Source organism: uncultured Pseudoflavonifractor sp., assembly GCF_944387275.1.
GTDB lineage: Bacteria > Bacillota > Clostridia > Oscillospirales > Oscillospiraceae > Pseudoflavonifractor > Pseudoflavonifractor intestinihominis.
Genome location: NZ_CALXEG010000005.1, coordinates 22413 through 39584, shown reverse-complemented (window position 1 = coordinate 39584; position 17172 = coordinate 22413). Strand labels below are relative to the sequence as shown.

The 17172-nt window shown below is 65.2% G+C and carries 12 protein-coding genes and 1 tRNA gene; 9 read left to right on the top strand and 4 right to left on the bottom strand.

What is annotated here, in order from left to right; genetic code table 11:
• Window positions 1–67: 67 nt before the first annotated feature.
• Window positions 68–1258, bottom strand: coding sequence for a transglutaminase domain-containing protein (locus Q0K23_RS02450; protein WP_294517453.1), 1191 nt, complete (start codon window positions 1256–1258; stop codon window positions 68–70).
• 226 nt (window positions 1259–1484) lie between these two features.
• On the opposite strand from Q0K23_RS02450, the gene Q0K23_RS02445 reads away from it, so the two are divergent.
• From Q0K23_RS02445 to Q0K23_RS02420, 6 genes are all read left to right on the top strand, one after another.
• Window positions 1485–3605, top strand: a complete 2121-nt coding sequence (locus tag Q0K23_RS02445) for a VWA domain-containing protein (protein WP_294517451.1) — start codon at window positions 1485–1487, stop codon at window positions 3603–3605.
• A gap of 69 nt (window positions 3606–3674) precedes the next feature.
• Window positions 3675–6986 (top strand): tubulin-like doman-containing protein, encoded by a 3312-nt coding sequence (locus Q0K23_RS02440; RefSeq protein ID WP_294517449.1) that lies wholly within the window; start codon window positions 3675–3677, stop codon window positions 6984–6986.
• Between the two features lie 79 nt (window positions 6987–7065).
• The gene (locus Q0K23_RS02435) at window positions 7066–8742 is read left to right on the top strand and encodes a hypothetical protein (protein ID WP_294517447.1); all 1677 of its coding nucleotides are present in this window, start codon (window positions 7066–7068) and stop codon (window positions 8740–8742) included.
• Window positions 8743–8745: 3 nt separating this feature from the next.
• Window positions 8746–9297: a hypothetical protein gene (locus Q0K23_RS02430; protein WP_294517444.1), complete on the top strand. Its 552-nt coding sequence runs from the start codon at window positions 8746–8748 to the stop codon at window positions 9295–9297.
• 26 nt (window positions 9298–9323) lie between these two features.
• Window positions 9324–10967 carry a hypothetical protein gene (locus tag Q0K23_RS02425; protein WP_294517442.1) on the top strand — a complete coding sequence of 548 codons (1644 nt, stop codon included), beginning with the start codon at window positions 9324–9326 and terminating at the stop codon, window positions 10965–10967.
• A gap of 5 nt (window positions 10968–10972) precedes the next feature.
• The gene (locus Q0K23_RS02420) at window positions 10973–13357 is read left to right on the top strand and encodes a hypothetical protein (protein WP_294517439.1); all 2385 of its coding nucleotides are present in this window, start codon (window positions 10973–10975) and stop codon (window positions 13355–13357) included.
• A 51-nt stretch (window positions 13358–13408) separates the two neighbouring features.
• Here Q0K23_RS02420 and nrdR read toward each other — a convergent pair whose 3' ends face one another.
• Complete coding sequence (gene nrdR / locus Q0K23_RS02415; protein ID WP_294517436.1) at window positions 13409–13864, bottom strand: transcriptional regulator NrdR; 456 nt, start codon at window positions 13862–13864, stop codon at window positions 13409–13411.
• 176 nt (window positions 13865–14040) lie between these two features.
• Here nrdR and Q0K23_RS02410 point away from each other — a divergent pair, with 176 nt between their 5' ends.
• Together Q0K23_RS02410 and Q0K23_RS02405 are read left to right on the top strand one after the other, a co-directional pair.
• A complete protein-coding gene (locus Q0K23_RS02410) occupies window positions 14041–14163 on the top strand; it encodes a hypothetical protein (protein WP_294517433.1) in 123 nt (40 codons plus the stop codon).
• 228 nt (window positions 14164–14391) lie between these two features.
• A tRNA-Gln gene (locus tag Q0K23_RS02405) sits at window positions 14392–14465 on the top strand.
• A 325-nt stretch (window positions 14466–14790) separates the two neighbouring features.
• Here the strand turns inward: Q0K23_RS02405 and Q0K23_RS02400 are convergent.
• A complete protein-coding gene (locus Q0K23_RS02400) occupies window positions 14791–15171 on the bottom strand; it encodes a DUF4363 family protein (protein WP_294517431.1) in 381 nt (126 codons plus the stop codon).
• Window positions 15168–15851 carry a DUF421 domain-containing protein gene (locus Q0K23_RS02395; RefSeq protein ID WP_294517428.1) on the bottom strand — a complete coding sequence of 228 codons (684 nt, stop codon included), beginning with the start codon at window positions 15849–15851 and terminating at the stop codon, window positions 15168–15170. Before Q0K23_RS02395 ends, Q0K23_RS02400 begins: the two co-directional genes overlap by 4 nt.
• A 241-nt stretch (window positions 15852–16092) precedes the next feature.
• Here Q0K23_RS02395 and Q0K23_RS02390 point away from each other — a divergent pair, with 241 nt between their 5' ends.
• Window positions 16093–16941: a metallophosphoesterase gene (locus Q0K23_RS02390; RefSeq protein ID WP_294517426.1), complete on the top strand. Its 849-nt coding sequence runs from the start codon at window positions 16093–16095 to the stop codon at window positions 16939–16941.
• Window positions 16942–17172: the final 231 nt, after the last annotated feature.

The window sequence follows — 17172 nt, the reverse complement described above, 5'->3', positions numbered from 1 at the left end:
CGGCAGTCCCTGGAGATATAGTCTGCGTTCCCATGTGTGGCTCCTTGCGCTGTGCCGTCGGGTCGGCTCACCGGAAGGTGAAGTAGACGTTGAAGATGTTCAGCTCCTCGTCCACGCTGTGGTGGATCACGCTGGTGTCCAGCACGCCGGAGCCGCCGTCGATCTCCTTTAGCATGTCAAAGAGCTTGTACTCTCCGGTTAGGGCGTGGTCGGCCTGTTCCAGAGCCTGGGCGGAGGAGAAGCGGATCGTGGCGTCCCGCCCCTCGTTCACAGCCTGACGAAGGATTTCCAGCACGGCGTCGTAGTCGTACCCGTCCAGCAGCAGGCCGCTGCGGACAAAGTAGTTGCAGGCCGTGGCGGTGCACACGGGGAGGGGGAAGAGGTCGTCCGGCGTGTGGGTCCTGAACAGCTCGTCGGTGGTGACGCAGAAGTAGTTATAAGACACGTAGTCCGGGTCCTGCTCGCCGTCGGAGAAGAGGGGGTCGCCCCAGGTGGGGTCCAGATAGTACCAGGCGCCCTCCGCCCACACCAGGTTCCAGCCGTGGCCGGCGCCCCGGACCGTGCCTGTCACATAGGTGCAGGGAATGCCCAGCTGGTTGAGCAGGTACTGGGTGGCCTTGGCGTACCCGGCGCACACCCCGCGGCCGCTGACCAGGACGGTGTACAGGCTCTGGTCGTTGGCGTCCGGGTCGTACTCCGTCCGGCGGACGATCCAGTCATACACCGCCTTAATCTTGTCGTAGTCGCTCCAGGCGGGGTCGATGCCGCTGAGACACTCCTGGGCGGCGGCCTCCACCTGCGCAGTGGCCGCGGGCAGGTCGGCGGCGTCTATGCTGTACCGGAAAGTGAGGGTTATCTCGGTGGGGACTCCGCCGATCATGGTGGTGGTGAGGGTGTCCGTACCCAGCAGCCAGAAGAGCTCCGGGTAGTCGGCGCGCACATAGTCCACCATTCGGCTCAGGGTGTCTCTGTCAAAGCTGGTCTCGGTGATGGTGGGCTCCGCGTTCTGGACGGCGTCCAGCACCCGGAGATAGAGCTCCAGTTCCGCTCCGCTGAGCTGCTGCCGGCAGTAGCGCATATCGGGTTTGGGGGCGTTGTCGGAGACGATGGGCTGGGCGGTGGGCTGGGAGAGCACGGGAGCCTGGGAGGGAGCGGGGGAAGCGCCGGAGCGGAACAGGCCCAAGGGGGCGCAGCCGCTGCACAGCAGCAGGGGGAGGAAGAGGGCGGCGGCGAGAGAGAAAGAAAGCATGCGTTTCATGAAAAATCCACTCCTTTTGCCGGCGAGCCGGCGTGATGGGCCGGGGCACCGGCCTTTGTACAGGATAACGGGGGAGGCGCGGGATTGTCACGGCGATGGGGAAAAATTTTATCTTTTTTTCCGGGACGAGCCGTGACAATGGGAGGGAGACTCCGTTTTTTGTGACAAAGAACAAAGTACAGACAGCGTGAGACGCGGAGAGCGGAATATAAAGGAGGAAACCGAAATGAAGAAGCGAGACACGGTGCGGCTGGCGCTGACGGCGCTGGCCGCGGCGCTCTGCCTGGCGTGGAGCGGCCTGGGATGGGGAACGCCCTGTGCGGCGGCAGCGGAGAGCACCGGCAGCCAGCCCTACAACATCGCCCTGCTCATCGACAAGAGCGGCTCCATGAACGCCACCGACCCGGAGCGGCTGGCGGTATCGGCGGCAGGGATGTTCGTCAACTCCCTCTACGCCGAGAGCATGATGACACAGGCCGCCGGCAGGGACGGCGGGTGCTCCCGGGTGGGCGTCATCTCCTTCAGCGCAGAGGCCCAGACAGAGACCATCCCGGTGGAGCTGACCACTGAGGCGGAGGTGGCCTTTCTCACTAGCGAGATCGACGCCATCACCTATGATAAGGTGAACACCGGCGCCACAGACCTGGGCCGTGCGGTGCTCTCAGGCACTGAGATGCTCCAAAACGCCCAGGACGGCGTCCGGAAGAACATGATCATCCTCTTCACCGACGGCTATACCGACGCCCTCTCCGCCCAGGGGATGGAGCGCTCCGCCGCCATGATGGCCGAGGGCCTGGAGGCGGCCCGGCAGCTGGACTGCGAGATCTACGTGGTGGGTCTGAACTACCAGGGCCGGATCAACGACCAGGGCCGGGCGGAGATCTGGAACATTGCCAACAGCACCCAGTCGGGCGAGGGCCTGCTGCTCCCCGACAGCAACGACGCCGGCGGGGCCTCCCGTGTCAACTATCTGATCACCGACTCCCGCCAGGAGGTCAGCGACTTCTACAACGCCATCTTCGGCATGATGATGGGCTCCGCCGGTACGGACGTCCCGCCCACGGGCCCCTCGGGGCCGGGGCCGGAGGGCTGGACCTACTACGACGTGGACCTGACCAGCCCCGGCATCTTCTGCGCCAACATCTATATTATATCCGACGGCGACATCGGCGGTCTGGGCCTCTGGGACCCCAGCGGCGGCCAGGTGGACCTGAGCGGCAGCTCGGTGCGGCTTGTCCGCGGCAACGGCTACGCCCTGCTGACCATCATGACCCCGGCGCAGGGCGTCTGGACCCTGGGCACCGAGGGTCCGGTGTCCTACGACGTCACACTGGTGCCCGTCACCGGCATCACCCTTGAGATGGAGAGCCAGATCCAGGGCGGCAGTGCCGCCCTCAGGGTGACAGTGCTCTACATGGACCAGCCCCAGGACGAGGCGTTCTATGCCGCCCTCAGCGGCGCCTCCTGCACCGTCACACCGGAGGCGGGGGGCGAGGGCCAGACCATAGCCCTGGCCTACAGCGAGGAGGCGGGCGCCCTTGTGGGCACGTTCACCGTCCCCGCCCCCGGCCGGTATCGGGCGGAGGCGTCGGTGACCGCCGCACAGATGGCCCGCACCACAGCGCAGACCCTGGAGTTCACCATGGGCGGCGAGCCCATCCAGGTGTCCGTGGGCCACAGGGCCTCGGTGGACGTGGACCTGGCGGAGCGCTTCCTGGCAGGGTGGGACAATGTGACCCTGACGGTGGAGAGCGCCACCTGGACACCTGAGGAAGTGCTGGACATCACCCACGGCGAGGGCGGCGTCATTACCGTCCGGGGACTCCAGACAGGAGAGGCGGCCTTTACCGTCCACGCCGTGGACAGCCTGGGGCAGGTGTGGGACATCCCCGGCACCGTGGAGGTCACCTTCAGCCTGCTGGTGTGGCTGCCCCTGATTCTGGTGGTGCTGGCGGCCCTCATTGCGGCGGCTCTGGTGCTGCGGCAGCGGACCCTCCGCCTGCCCGGCGACTTCACCGTCACCTGCGCCTGCGGCGACGGGTACAGTGTGGAGACCATCGCCCCGCCCCGGGGCAGCTCGTTCACGCTGTACACCCTGATCATGAACAGCCTGGACCCCGGCTCAGGCAGCATGGGGATGCAGCGCATCGTCCAGGCGGTGAAGGAGGCCAGGGGAGCGCTGTCCTCGGGCAGCAACCGCATCCGCATGGTCACCCGCACCAGCGGGCGGCGCAAGTACAGGACCTATCGCCTGGGCAGGGACAGCCGTGCCCTGGGCGGAGAGGTTTTCCGGGACGACGAGAGGGGCCTGACCATCGAGGTGGAGTGGATTCCCCTGGAGGACTGAACCCCGCTCCGGCCCCGTGACCCATACACAACATCCAACATCGGACAAGAGAGAAAGGAAGGATTCCGTATGAACGATACTCACAAGAAGCGCGTAAAGGCCAACCTGCAGACCCTGGACTACCTGGAGGGCACCGGTGTCATCTCCACCCACAAGCGCAAGCTGGTGGACGAGCTGTTCCTCTTCATCTCCAGCGGCGGCAACGGCCACAAGAGCCTGTGCACTGTGCGCAAGCAGCTGGAGTGGAAGGTGGACCCCAAAGAGCTGGCCGACAAAGTGGCGTTTCTGGCGGTGGACGCGGCCTACAATGAGCTGGGCGAGCTGCAGGACAAGTACGGCTTTGACAGTACAGAGGTGCTCAAGCTGCCCTTTGAGGGGGCCCACGAGTCCATCAACCCGGCCATCATCTCCCCTCAGATGAAGGAGTGGGTGGACCCCGAGCTGTACGAGGTGACCGGCGGTAAGGCCATCACCATGTCTTCCCAGTCCGGCTTTGACAGCTCGGGCACAGCCGCATGGCGGCAGCCCGGCCGGGTCCGCCTCAGCCAGCCCAACACCATCGCCGCCCTGAGCACCGCCCTGACCACCGCGGTCAACCGCCTCCTGGAGGGCAAGCCCGCCGGCATGCGCCTCAACGTCATCTTCCTGGCCGGCCTGGCCGGCGGCACCAGCGGCGGCACCATGGTGGACCTGCCCTTCCTTACCCGGCAGATCATCCGAAATATCAGCGTGGCCCGGTACAAAAAGACCGGCGTGTCGGCCTACCTGATGCTGCCCAGCGCCTGCGGCAGCGAGCCCGACCAGGTGCGCCGTGATAAAGGCAACCGCAACGCATACGCCGCCCTCAAGGAGATCGACTACTTCATGGGCCTCCAGAGCCGGGGCGAGGTGTTCCGCCAGCAGTACGGCACCTTCAAGGTGGAGATCAGCGAGAACATCTTCGACTTCTGCACCCTGGTGGAGGGCGTGGCGGACGGCGGCGTGTTCTTCGGCGACCCGGCGGACACCGCCCGCAAGGTGGTGGCCAACTCCATCCTGAACATGATCTGCACCACCGAGGCCAAGGCGGGCAACGAGCCTTTCATGGTGGACTCCTTCCTCTGCAACCGGACGCCCATCAGCGATGTGGCGGTACGCCGGCAGAGCCACCGGGTCTTCCCCCGGGACGCCAACTACTGCTACAACGTCATCGGCTACTCCTCGTGTGTGGTGCCCATCGACCTGATGACGGTCTATGTGGCCAAGAAGGTCTTTGACAAGGTGTGGGAGCAGTTCGAGCGCTGCGGCGAGCCGGACAGCGCCCTGGCCGAGCGCTTCCTGCTGGAGGCCAACCTCTCCCCCAAGGAGGTCAAGGCGGCCATGCGCCTCAACCCCATGAAGGAGCGCTTCACCGCCAAGGCGGACGAGGTGTTCCGGGTGAAGGGCCCCTACTACATGGTCAACATGATGAACGAGATCCGCCGGGTCCTCCACGCCGACGGCAAGTTCGCCAGCTACGCCGCCGCCAAATCCAAGGGCCTGCTGGGCCGCAACGAGGACTGGGCCCGTGTGGAGCAGCTGTACGGCCAGCTGGAGCAGCAGGTGGTCATCCCCATGGGCAGCGGCCTCTACGACGTGTACACCTTTGTCATCAAGGAGCTCAAGCGGCTCATCGAGCGCAACGCCGGCCTGCTCACCAACACCGAGGAGCACCAGGCCCTGTTCCAGCGCTCCTTCTCCTGGTCCCCCATCGACCTGACCGGCGGCAAGGAGGCCACCAAGGTGGTCATGAACTATCTGGACGACCTGCTTCCCCAGAAGGAGATCACCCGCAAGGCCAAGGCCTTTGTGGATCTGCTGTGCAGCAAGAAGGACGAGTGGACCCAGCTGGATCCGCCCGAGGGCAAGGGCCAGGCGGCCTTTGACGCGGCGGCGCTCATCCGCCAGTTCATCCAGGACGAGTTTAAGCAGGTGGTGAACGACACCATGGAGAGCTTTCTGGTCAAGCTCTACTCGGGCAACAAGGACGCCAAGATCCCCCAGCTCCCCCCTGACCAGGACCAGGACGGCCACAAGCCCCTGGCGCTGGCGGCTGAGACGCTGGTGGACAAGCTGAGCACCCAGGCCGGCGCCCTGCTCCAGACCCGGGCCGGCTTCTCCCTGAACGACTGCGGCTGCAGCAAGTACATGACCGTGCCCGACGGCTGCCGCTGGCTGGACAAGCACATCGCAAACTATGCCGTAGGCCACGGCGTAGTGGACGGAAGCGACAGCGTGTACCGCAGCTCCGCCCGGGACGAGATCGTCCTCTACCGGCTGTACGTCTGCGTGCCCGCCTGGGCCCTGAGCTGGGTGGAGGAGGCGGAACAGACCTATGAAGACAACCCCCGCGAGGTGGGCCTCCACATGGAGCACGGCGACAACGGCCGCGACTGGAGCCGCTTCCCCAATCTGTTCAACCAGAGCCTGTTCCACGGTATGGTGCCCAAGTGGGACATGCGTGAGGCGGTCCTGGCCAAGGAGGCTGTTGAGGACCTGAAGCGGGCCGATGAGCTGGGCCTGGAGGTACGGACCAACCCCGGCGCCGCCGGCGCCACGGCGGAGTACGCCATTTACCTGCCCAATCCGGGGACCGCAGCCGGAGACCTGCTGGCAGCGGCCCAGCTGGACAAGGACCAGACCTATACCATGGCGGAGCTGTGCACCATTCTGGCGGACAAGGAGATTCCGGACAGCGACGGCTTCCCCAAGCCCGCCATGGTGAGAGAGGACCTGAAGTACGTCAACCAGGTGATGACCACCACCGACAACCCGGCCCCCGCTGACCTGGGCGAGCGGCTGGCTGAGCGGGGCCTGCGGCGCAAGATGGCCGTCTGGACGGAGCTGAAGGCGGCCTTCCCCGTGGTGGAGGAGCTGAAAGCCCTGCTGGAGGCCCACAACACCGCCGCCGGTATCCGGGAGAAGGAGGCCCAGCGGAGCCAGACCTTCCTCAAGTGCCTGACGGGCGGCCTCATCGCCTACGACGACCTGCGTGCCTGCTGGAACATGGAGCTGGGGGACGAGAAGCCCCTGAGCGGCGAGCTGGAGAGCCGTCTGGAGCGGGACTGCAAGGAGTACTACGCAGCCCAGGCCTTCTACGCCATCAGCGACGACGACTATGAGCGCTTTACCGACGCCCTGGCCGAGCAGAAGGAGAAAGCCACAGACGCCGACCTGAAGGCGGCCAGAGAGCAGCGGGAGGCCCTGCGGGACTACTGCGAGAAGCTGCGGGGTCTGAAGCGGGCCGACAAGGAGCTGGGCATCTCCTACGCCATGGCCTCCCGCGACTTCGAGGACAAGGCGGGCGAGGAGCTGGCAAGCAAGATCCGCCGCTTCTACGACTGGATGATCGACGAGCTGTAAGCAGGATATGGACGCCGGACGGAGCCCTTTGGGGCCCGTCCGGCTCCTGACCGGATGCCTGGAGAGAGGATGGATGCCGGTGAGAGCCAATTTGAGAGAAGAGCTCCGGGGCCGCGTGAAGAACGTGCTGCCGCGTGCAGACCTGCTGCCCCGGAAGAGCGCGGCGGTGCTGGCCTGGCGGGAGGACGATGAGGCTGCCGCAGGGCTGTGCGCCGCCGCGGCGGAGCGGTTTCAGGCGCTGTACCGCCCCTGTCCTCTGGGAGACAGGCCGGAGCAGGACCTCCGGGCCTGCCTGGAGGCTCTGGCGGAGGAGCGGAGAGAGGGGGCGGTGGTGTGCCCCGACGGGGCGTATGTGCTGTGGGTGTGGAACCGGGAGGCGCCTGACAGTCTGGACGGGCTGCGGGCGGCCTTCCGGGACCGGCTGCCTGTCCGGGTGGAACAGTGCCGTCTGACAGCGGAGCTGAGCTGCACTCACAACGGATGGAGCCGCCTGTGGCTGGTGGACCCGGGGGTGCCCGGCGGAGCGGACACCCTGGCCGCCCTTTTGCTGGCGGGCAGTCTGGATCAGCCCCTGATCTCCGGCCATCCCGGGCTGCCGGTCCGGCTTCAAGCTACTCTCCACAGCGCGGTGGAGCGTGACCTGGCCCGGCAGCTGCGGGACAGGCTGGAGGCCCTCACCGAAGGGGACCGGTCCGAGGCCGGAGCGCGTTTCCAGGCGGAGTTCGGACCCACCGAGCGGGACATGGAGGCGGTGCTGGCCGGAGTGCCCCGTCTGCGCGACCTGCCCGTCACCGGAGGGGACGGCCTGGAGGAGCGCCTGGGCCTGAGCGGAAAGGGCGTTGTAAGTCGGCTTGCCCGGGTTTTTGGCGGTGAGGCCGCCGGAGGCGGGACCATCTCCGCCCGCGCCCTGCTGGAGGAGCTGCTGGGCCGCCCGGAGGGCCGTCCGCCCCAGGACTGGCTGCTGGACCGGGTGACGCCGGTTCTGCCCGTGCTGTGCCGGAACTACATTGAGCGGCTGGAGCTGGCGGGGCGGTGCTACCGCCAGCCCCTGCGGCTGATCACAGGCGAGGCCGCCGGGCTGGCCCTCTATTTTCAGGAGCAGGCCAGGGCGGAGCAGCGGAGCGGGAAGCTCCGTCTGGACCGGGCCCTGGGCCGTGATATCACGCCCCGGGGCGCCCATCCCGCCCAGCTGCTCGCCCAGGTGGAGAACGAGCTGGAACTGTGGGAGTCCTGCGTCCGCAGCGGCGCGGAGGCCGCCTGGTGGGGGGAGATCAGCCGTTTCTTCCAGGCGGACAGCGGCCTGATGCGGCAGGCGCGGGACAAGCAGGAGGAGCTGACCCGGGGACTGACCGTTCTCAGCGCCATGGAGCTGGGTCCGGGGCGGCAGCGGGCGGACCTGCCGGGGGACTGGCGGGATGCGACCCCATCCACCCTGCTGGCCGGGCTGTACAGCCGGGCGGAGTTCACCGGCGAGGACGCGGCGGTGCTGGCCGAGGGCGCCCGGAGGCGGGCGGAGGATGCCTTCCGGGCCACGGGCCGGGAGGAGACGGTGCTCCTGTGGGACAGGGACAGCCTGGACCTGCTGGCCCGGAGCACAAGCGCAGCCGGACAGCCCCTGTTTGAGGACCGGGAGGGGGAGCTGATCGCCCGGAGCAACACGGGGCTTGTGCGGGTGCTGCCCGTGGACGGGCTGGGCCGGCGGCTCATGTGGGAGCTGCGGATCAGCGCCCGCACGGACGGCGGAGAGGAGGGCTGAGAGGTGGAACTGAACCTGTTTGAGGACCGGCGGTACTTTGTCACCTGGACGGAGGAGGAGCTGGAGGGCCGGGGCAAGGCCCGGCTGGTGCTCCAGCCTGTCCGCTGCTTTGGGGGAGGCTGCACCGGGCCGGTGGAGCTGACGGTGTACCCGGCCCGGGACTTTCGCCCCCGGAGGATGGATGTCCGGCTGCCCGATGGGCTGTACCGCTGCTTCCTGGCCGACGCCGACAGCGGAGCGCCCCTGATCCCGGCCCGGGATGTGTTCTTCGGCCGGCGGCAGCGGGTAGAACTGCGCAGCCAGCGGGAGCAGGGCGGCTTCCGCCGGTTCACCATCATCAGCCCGATGCCCCTGGGGGCGGGGGACTGCGGCCTGGATTACGGCATCTTCGGCACCGTGCCCCTGCCGGAGGCGGAGCAGAACGGGGAGCGGTATCAGCTGTCCTTCCTGCTGCGGCCCCGGCGGACGCTGCCGGTAAAGCTGAGCTGGGCCGCACATTTGCAGAAGATCCTGACGCTGCCCGAGACCCTGGAAGACACCGCCGGCGGGCAGTGACGGCGGAGAGAGAGGAGAGAGAACATATGGAGTGTATTTGTCCCTACTGCGGTCGGAAGGGGAAAAGTTCCGACCTGTGTTTTGATTTCAGCGAGCAGTTCAAGCTGTGGAAGAAGGCCTATTTTTCCGCCTGCGCCCGGGAGGACGTGGAGCGGTTCAGCAGCGCCTTCGACGGCCTGGTGAACACCTGGAGCAACCGGGGCCATGGGCCCACCTTCTTCTCCGAGTCCGAGCTGCTGGGCCATACCAGCGACCTGACCTCCACCGGCGCCCGGGACGTGTTCCGGGGCATGCTGGCCATCCCCACCTCCCTATGGAAGAAAAAGCTGCGGAATCAGCGGGACAGCGTTCCGGCCGAATACCGGGAGCTGGTGGAGTTCATGCTGGGCGACGGCTTCGCCAAGGGGGATCACGTGCTGCGGATGGAGGTGCAGTACTACCGGGAGGGGGACGGCGACGTGTACATCACCGCCGTCCGGGACACCCACGGCAACGTCATCGCCGACCAGCGCCACTGTCCCCACTGCGGCGGCGTCATGTCCTACTGGGCGGGGCGGTATCCCGAGGTGGTGCTGACCGTACTGGGCGGCCCCCGGATCTCCAAATCCACCGCCCTGGCGGCCTGTGCCGACGTGTTTGTCCACGACCGGGCTTCCTGCGCCATCAGCTGGCAGAGCTACGGCGTCCGCACCGTGGACGCCGGCGAGGTGCGGGAGAAGGGCGACAAGAGCTGGCTCCGATTTGAGGCCGACTGCCTGGAGCCGTACAGCGCCAACCGGAAGGTGGAGGCCACCAAGACCGGCAACGCCGAGGCCATTCCCCGCTTCTCGGTGCTGGTGCGGGTGGGCCGGAAGACCAATCTGATCCTCACGGTGGTGGACCTGCCCGGCGAGTACAATCTGGACCGGGAGCGGCTGGGCGTAGCCGACGCCATCTTCAAGGAGTACCAGAATTTCTATCAGAATGTGGACTGCGTCTGGTACTGCACCGACGAGCTGGAGCTGCGGCAGATCAGCATCCGGGACGAGGACAAGGCAGACCAGGCCAAATACGGGTACAGCGAGGGCCGGCAGGCCACGCCCACCGACGAGCTGGCGGCCCGGATGAGCCAGCTGTCCTCCCTGTTCCGGAAGGACGTGCCGGTGGTGTTCCTGCTGGGCAAGAGCGACACCATTGAGGCCGGCGGGACGTTCCGCTCCATCCTGTACCGGGACGACTACCGGCCGGGCGCCAGCAGCGACTGGCTGGAGGCGGAGGGAAACCGCACGCCGGTGCTGCGGGCCAAGGACTTCTGCGACCGGGCCCACCGGCTGCGGATGTACCTGAGAGAGCAGAATCCCCGGCTCATCCAGGCGTTTGAGAAGTATTTTCCCGTCCATACCTTCCTGGCCACCTCCAACTACGGCCACGGCTTCCGGGAGGACGGGACCCCCGCCGGGGAGCGCTGCCCCTTCCAGACCGAGGCGCCTTTCCTGTGGATGCTGGCCATGCTGGGCTATCTGCCGGCGGCGGAGGGGGACAGGGAGTATTACACCGTGGACCGTGCGGACCAGGAGGGAGCGGACCGGCTGACCTGGGAGAACCTGGGGATGTACGGCCGGAGCTCCGGCGGTTACCGGTCCCACAACAGCCGCCGGAGCGGCGTGCTGGGGCTGTTCAGAGGGAGGTAAGGATGATGAACAGAGAGAATTTGGCGGGCGAGATCCTCAAAGGACATGCGGGGCAGTACCGGACCTTCTCCTGCCCCAAGGGTGCGCTGACCCGGGAAGAGGAGGAGCAGTGCCTCAGCGGCACCCTGCCCGGGGACCGGAGCCGGGGCAACCAGACCCTGCGGTGCGTGCCCTGCGGCGGCCGGCTGCTGCTGGTGTCGGCCTACAGCGCCGCCCAGACCGACAGCACCGTGGGCGCGGTCTACCAGCACGCCGTCTTCTTTGAGAACTTCCAGCAGTGGTTTGAGGAGAGCACCGCCCATGAGCTGGCGTTTTTCCGCTTTGCCGGGGAATCGGATTTCCGCAGCGTGGCGGACCAGCGGACCGAGCTGTGCAGCGGCTGGGGCAGAGCGGGGGCGGGCCTGGGAGAGGAGCGGTGCCAGCTGTCCCTGAGTCCAGGGCGGCAGGCTGAGCTGGCCTGCTGCTGCCTGTCCAGGGGCATGACCAACGACTTCGGCAGCCTGGTGATCCTGGTGCCCGGCAGCCAGGACTACGCCGCCTACTGCCGCACGGTCGTGGAGGACGTGCTCCGCTGTGTGCCCATCGGGCTGTGGCGCTACCTCAGCTTTGCCACCAACCCGGACGAGGTGGGCAAGCGGAACTTTGCGGTCCTCTTCGCCCCGGAGGGCACCATGGTGCGGGCGGGGGAGCGGTCGGCCATCCGGCTGGACGAAGAGAACTGGCCGGTGAGCCATACCCTCCGCCCCGAGACAGCGGAGCTCATCCGCCGGGGGGCGGAGGACCCCGCCCTGCTGCGCACGGTGGCCGCCCGGCTGGAGCGGGAGGAGGAGTTGGAGCAGCTGACGGAGGAGCGTTATGTGAACTTCTGGCGGCAGTACCAGCTCAGCGGCAAGCCCATGGACTGCACTGCCCTGCGGCAGTACAGCAGCCAGCTGGGCCAGCACCTGAGCCGCCGGGAGCGGGACCGGCTGGAGGAGGAGCTGAGGAGCCGCCTGAGCGCCCCCGGCAGCCTGGAGCAGGCCATGGGGCAGGACGGGACGCTGATGGCGGTCATCACGCCGGAGGAGCTGGACCAGGCCCTGTCGGTCTACGGCCCTGTTTTCCGGGCCCTGGACCGGGGAGTGGACCGGATTTTCTCCGCCCGCCTGCTGGACCGGATTCTCTCCTCTGGGCGGCGTACCCTGGAGCAGCTGGCGGAGGACGGCAGACGCCTGGACCGGTGCGGCAGCGCCGGAGAGAACGGACCGCTGGACCGGGAGGCGGTGCGGCAGCGCCGGGAGGAACTGGACCGGGAGACGGAGGCCGCCAACCGCCTGCGGAAGGAGGCCTTTGAGCGGGCCATTCCGGCTGCATGGGACTGGGACCGGCTGCGGGAGTTGCTGGACGGGCTGAAGCCCTGCCGGGAGGAGGTCCGGCACAGCTGCCGGAGCGCTCTGGCCCGTCTGGCGGCGGAGCACCTGGAGGAGGCCGGACTGTCCGAGAGCAGAGCCAGGGAGTTCTACGCCCAGATCACCGGACTGCTGGGCGGCGGACCTGAGCTGGCGCCCCTGGAGGCCTGGTACCGGACGTGGCAGCAGCACCTGGAGGAGCGGCGGGCCGTGCTGGAGGGCATGACCAGCTATCGGGCCTATCTGGCCCTGGGCCGCCGGGATGAGGCGTGCCTGGACCGTCTGCTGGACTGGTTTGACAACAGCGGTTACCGGAGTGCAGGGGTAAAAGACCTGCTCCAGGCGGCAGAGCTGGAGTGGGGGGAGGCGTGGCCCCGTCTGCTGGACCGGCTGGAAGATTTGCTCCGGGTGCTGGGGCAGCGGCACAGGCTGGGCGTCTGGCTGGAGCCGGGGAAGCGCTGGGAAGACCTGTACTCCGAGCTGCTGGCCTGCCGGATAATCGGACAGAAGACGGGCGAGGGCAAGATCTGCCTCTGGTACCAGGGGGCGGGAGAGGCCCGGCCCATGAAGCTGTCCAAGGTGCTGGAGACGGTGGAGATGCTCCAGCCCGTGGTGCTGGACGGAAAGCGGGACTCCGGCGGCTGGTACAACCGGGAGGCGCTGCGGGTGATCCTGGACGCGGGCATGGTCAGCCGGGAGGAGGTGGCGCTCCTCCGGGACGTGCTGGACGCCAAGGATCTGGACCTGCTGGACCGCAGCGGGACCCGTGAGGGGAAGAAAAAGCCCCGGCGGCCCTTCAGAGTGCCGGCCGTGTGGAAGATCGCGGTCCTGGCGGCCGTCGCCCTGGTCCTGGGGGTGCTGCTCTTCTCCCAGTGCAGCGGGCCCCAGCCCTCCGGTGCGCCGGATACGGAGCAAAGCGGCACGCCCGGTGGGGGCAGCGTCCACCCCTCCGCCGGCCCGGATGGAGAAATTGTGACCCCCTGGCAGCCGGATACAGAGTAACAGAAAAGCAGCAGAGGCCGCAACGCGGCCTCTGCTGCTTTATTGATGGGCTCAGCGCTCCTTGAGCAGTTTGTTCAGCTCCTCCATAAAGGTGCTGATGTCCTTGAACTGGCGGTACACAGAGGCAAAGCGGACATAGGAGACCTCGTCCACATCCTTGAGCTTTTCCATGACCAGCTCGCCGATACGGGCGGAGGGGATCTCCCGGTCCATCTCGTTCTGGAGGGTGAGCTCGATCTCGTCGGCAATGTGGTTGAGGGTGTCAAAGGGGACGGTGCGCTTCTCACAGGCCCGGAGCATGCTGTTGAGCAGTTTGCTCTTGTCAAAGGTCTGACGGCTGCCGTCCTTTTTTATCACCACCATGGGAAGGCTCTCCATGGTCTCATATGTGGTAAAGCGCCTGTGGCACACCAGGCATTCCCGGCGACGGCGGATGCTGGCGCCTTCATCCGAAGGGCGGGAATCCACCACCTTGCTCTCGGGATTGGAACAGAAGGGGCATTTCATAGCCGACTCCTCCTCGCTGAAAAATATCGTGTGGGTTATCTTATAAGAAAGTATAACACGGGTGGGACGGATGTGGTATTACTATTTGGAAAAATTTTTGTGTGAAGCGGAATTTTTTCGTATAGTTTCCGGGGGACGGCGGGAATAATAGGGCCAGTGAAAGCGAGGTGAGCTTTATGCAGAACGAGAAGCAGAACAAAACCAACATGGATCCCCAGGATAAGACCAACGGCCAGAATCCCCAGAACAAGAAGAAGGACCAGGCTCAGAACAAGAGCAGCCGTCCCGAGCAGTACTGAGCCGCAGAGAGAGCCGTCCGGAGGAGGGTGTACCCTTCTTCCGGGCGGCTTTTTATATTGAAAAACAGAGACAAATTGGCCTGAAAAGAGAAGGAAAATGCAGAGAAAAAGGATAAAATGTTGCGTGACGAAAAAATAAAAAATATTTGAAAAACATGCTTGACAAATCGCGAGATTCTGGTATAATAAATCCTGCGCTTGCGAGTGATGCGAGAGCGCGAAAGAAATAGCGGGATTGTGTAAGGGTAGCACAGCAGACTCTGACTCTGTATGTGAGGGTTCGAATCCTTCTCCCGCTGCCAAGAAGAAACCCTAGAGCCTCAACGGTTCTAGGGTTTTTCTTTTTCCTGAAGTAAAAGAAAGAATGCCCGCGGAGTTTCATGGAGAAACCCTGTGGGCATTTTTCGTTTTTCTCCGGCAGTCAGGTCGATCGATGACGTCCATCCGTCTGCAAAGCGCGACATCACCCGCTGGCTGCGGATATCAAATATGCAAAAACAGTGCGGCTTTGTCTTCACCAAAAAAGACTGGCAGAGCATATAGTCCGAGAGGATATGGCCTTTACAGGGACAAACTCCCCCGGAGAGACCGGGCCGGCCCCTCTGGGGGAGAAAAATCTGATATAGATCAGAGAATATTTTTCAGAGAGAGCTGCTCGGCCTCATAGAGCAGGCGGATCTGGGTGATGAGCCGGGCATTGGCGGCGGAATACTCGCCGCTCTCCTGACAGGCGATGAACTCCCCCACCTCCTGAAAGCCGCTGTTGATGTCATCGGTGTCGGCGTGGCGGAGGAGCACGTGGAGGTAGAGCGTGTGGGCGTCCCAGTCCTGAAAGGCGGCATCTGTGAGGCGGGCAGCCTGGCCCCAGTCGCCCGCCTCCGCCCGGGCCTCTGCCTGGGTGAGCTGGTCGGCCAGGGAGGCGGTGAGCCGGTCCAGGTAGCTGGCGTTGTACAGGGTGGCGGCAAAGAGGGCGGCCAGAATGCCGCAGGCGATCCACAGCCGTCTCACGTGGCAGTCACGTCCTTTCGGGCCAGATAGACCTGATTCTGCCCGTCTACCGTGAGCAGGAACACGTCCCCGGCGGATTTTATCTTGTGGGCCTCCAGCTGACGGTCCAGCCAGGTGCGGTTGAGCCCCCTGGCACGGAGGTTGTGGTCCAGCACTCTGCCGTCGTTGATAACCACCACCGGCAGGCCCGGATCAGCGGTCTGGATGCCCATCTGGGCGGCAGTGACCGGCAGGTCTCCGGCCCGGGGCAGCACGGAGATCTGGCCGTTGGTCTCCAGAATGGCGTACTTGACGGTGGAGATATCAGTGACCCCCTTCATCCGCAGCTCCTCCATCAGCTCATCCACGGTGAACCGGTTCCGCTTCATCTCTTTTTGCACGATCTTCCCGTCCTCCACAATGATGCTGGGCCTGCCGCAGATGACGGCCCGGAATCGCACGCTGCGCATGGTGAGCACGGAGATGGCCATGGTGATGCACAGCAGGGTGAGGATGGGGATAATGCCCGAGAGCAGGGGAATGCCGAAATCCTGCATGGGCACGGCGGCCAGATCCGCGATGAGCAGGGCCAGCACCAGCTCAGACGGCTCCAGCTCGCCCACCTGCCGTTTGCCCATGAGCCGCACTCCGGCAATGATGAGAATATAGAGGATAATGGTGCGCAGAAAGGCAATGATCATGGAAAGACCTCCCGCATAGAGCTTGATCAATGTCAGTATGGCCGTCCGGACAGCAGATATACCAGGAAAAGTTACAGATATAAAGATTATATAAGAAAAATTCTCATAAGATCTAAAAAACATAACAAAATACCCGCTTGATGCAACGCGCGAAAGAGACGAAGAAGTGGGGAAAAGGGGATGCCCGGCGTTGACGAAAGGGGGAGAAGCACATAAAATAAGAGACAAATATGCCGGGGAGGTGCTTCCCATTACCAAGCGGAAAAAGAGACTGATCTGTGCCGGCGTGCTGGCGGCGGCTGTGGTGGGCCTGGCTGCGGGGCTCGACAGCCGGCTGACCGTGCCCCACTACCGGATCGAAAGCGAAAAGCTGAGCGGCAGCGTGCGGGTGGCGCTGATCACCGACCTCCACTGCTGCGACTACGGCCCTGCCCAGCGGGACCTGCTGGACGCGGTGGCGGCGGAGGCGCCCGACCTGGTGCTGCTGGGGGGCGACATTGTGGATGACGACCCCAGCCTGCCCGTGGAGAACGCCTACACGGTGGTGCGGGCCCTGGCGGAGCAGTACCCCACCTACTATGTCACCGGGAACCACGAGTTCTGGAGCGGCCGGGTGGAGAAGATCAGGGAGAACATGGCGGACTGCGGCGCGGTGGTGCTGGCGGGGAACTGGGAAGACGTGGCGCTCAACGGCCAGAAGCTGCGCATCTGCGGTGTGGACGACCCGGCGGTGGGCGCGGCGGCGTGGACAGAGCAGCTGGCAGAGGTGGGCGCGGCGGCGGATGGGAGCCGTTTCACCATCCTGGTGACCCACAGGCCCGAGCGGGTGGAGGAGTACATACGATATGGCTTCGACCTGACCGTGGCGGGCCATGCCCACGGCGGTCAGTGGCGGGTGCCCGGGCTCATCAACGGCCTGCTGGCCCCCAACCAGGGGCTGTTCCCCAAGTACGCCGGCGGACGGTATGACCTGGGGAAGCAGGTCATGGTGGTCAGCCGGGGGCTGGCCAGGGAGAGCACCCGGATCCCGCGCCTGTTCAACCGGCCCGAGCTGGTGGTGTTGGACTTGGCGTCCGGAGAGGATGGGTGAGCAAAAAATAATTTTGCTGCATACAAAGATTTTTGAATAAAGAGACCGGTTTACCAGCAGAAAAGCCAGATTCCAGGGGCTATTTTGTATAAAATTACGATTTTTACTTATGCTGAAAAAAGACAGTTGCCCAAAACGGGCCAAGTAGAGTACAATCAATAAGATAACAGACTGTCAGAGTGCCCTCCGGCGGAAGCGGCGGCGGGCAATGCATGGGAAAGGGAACCGTTT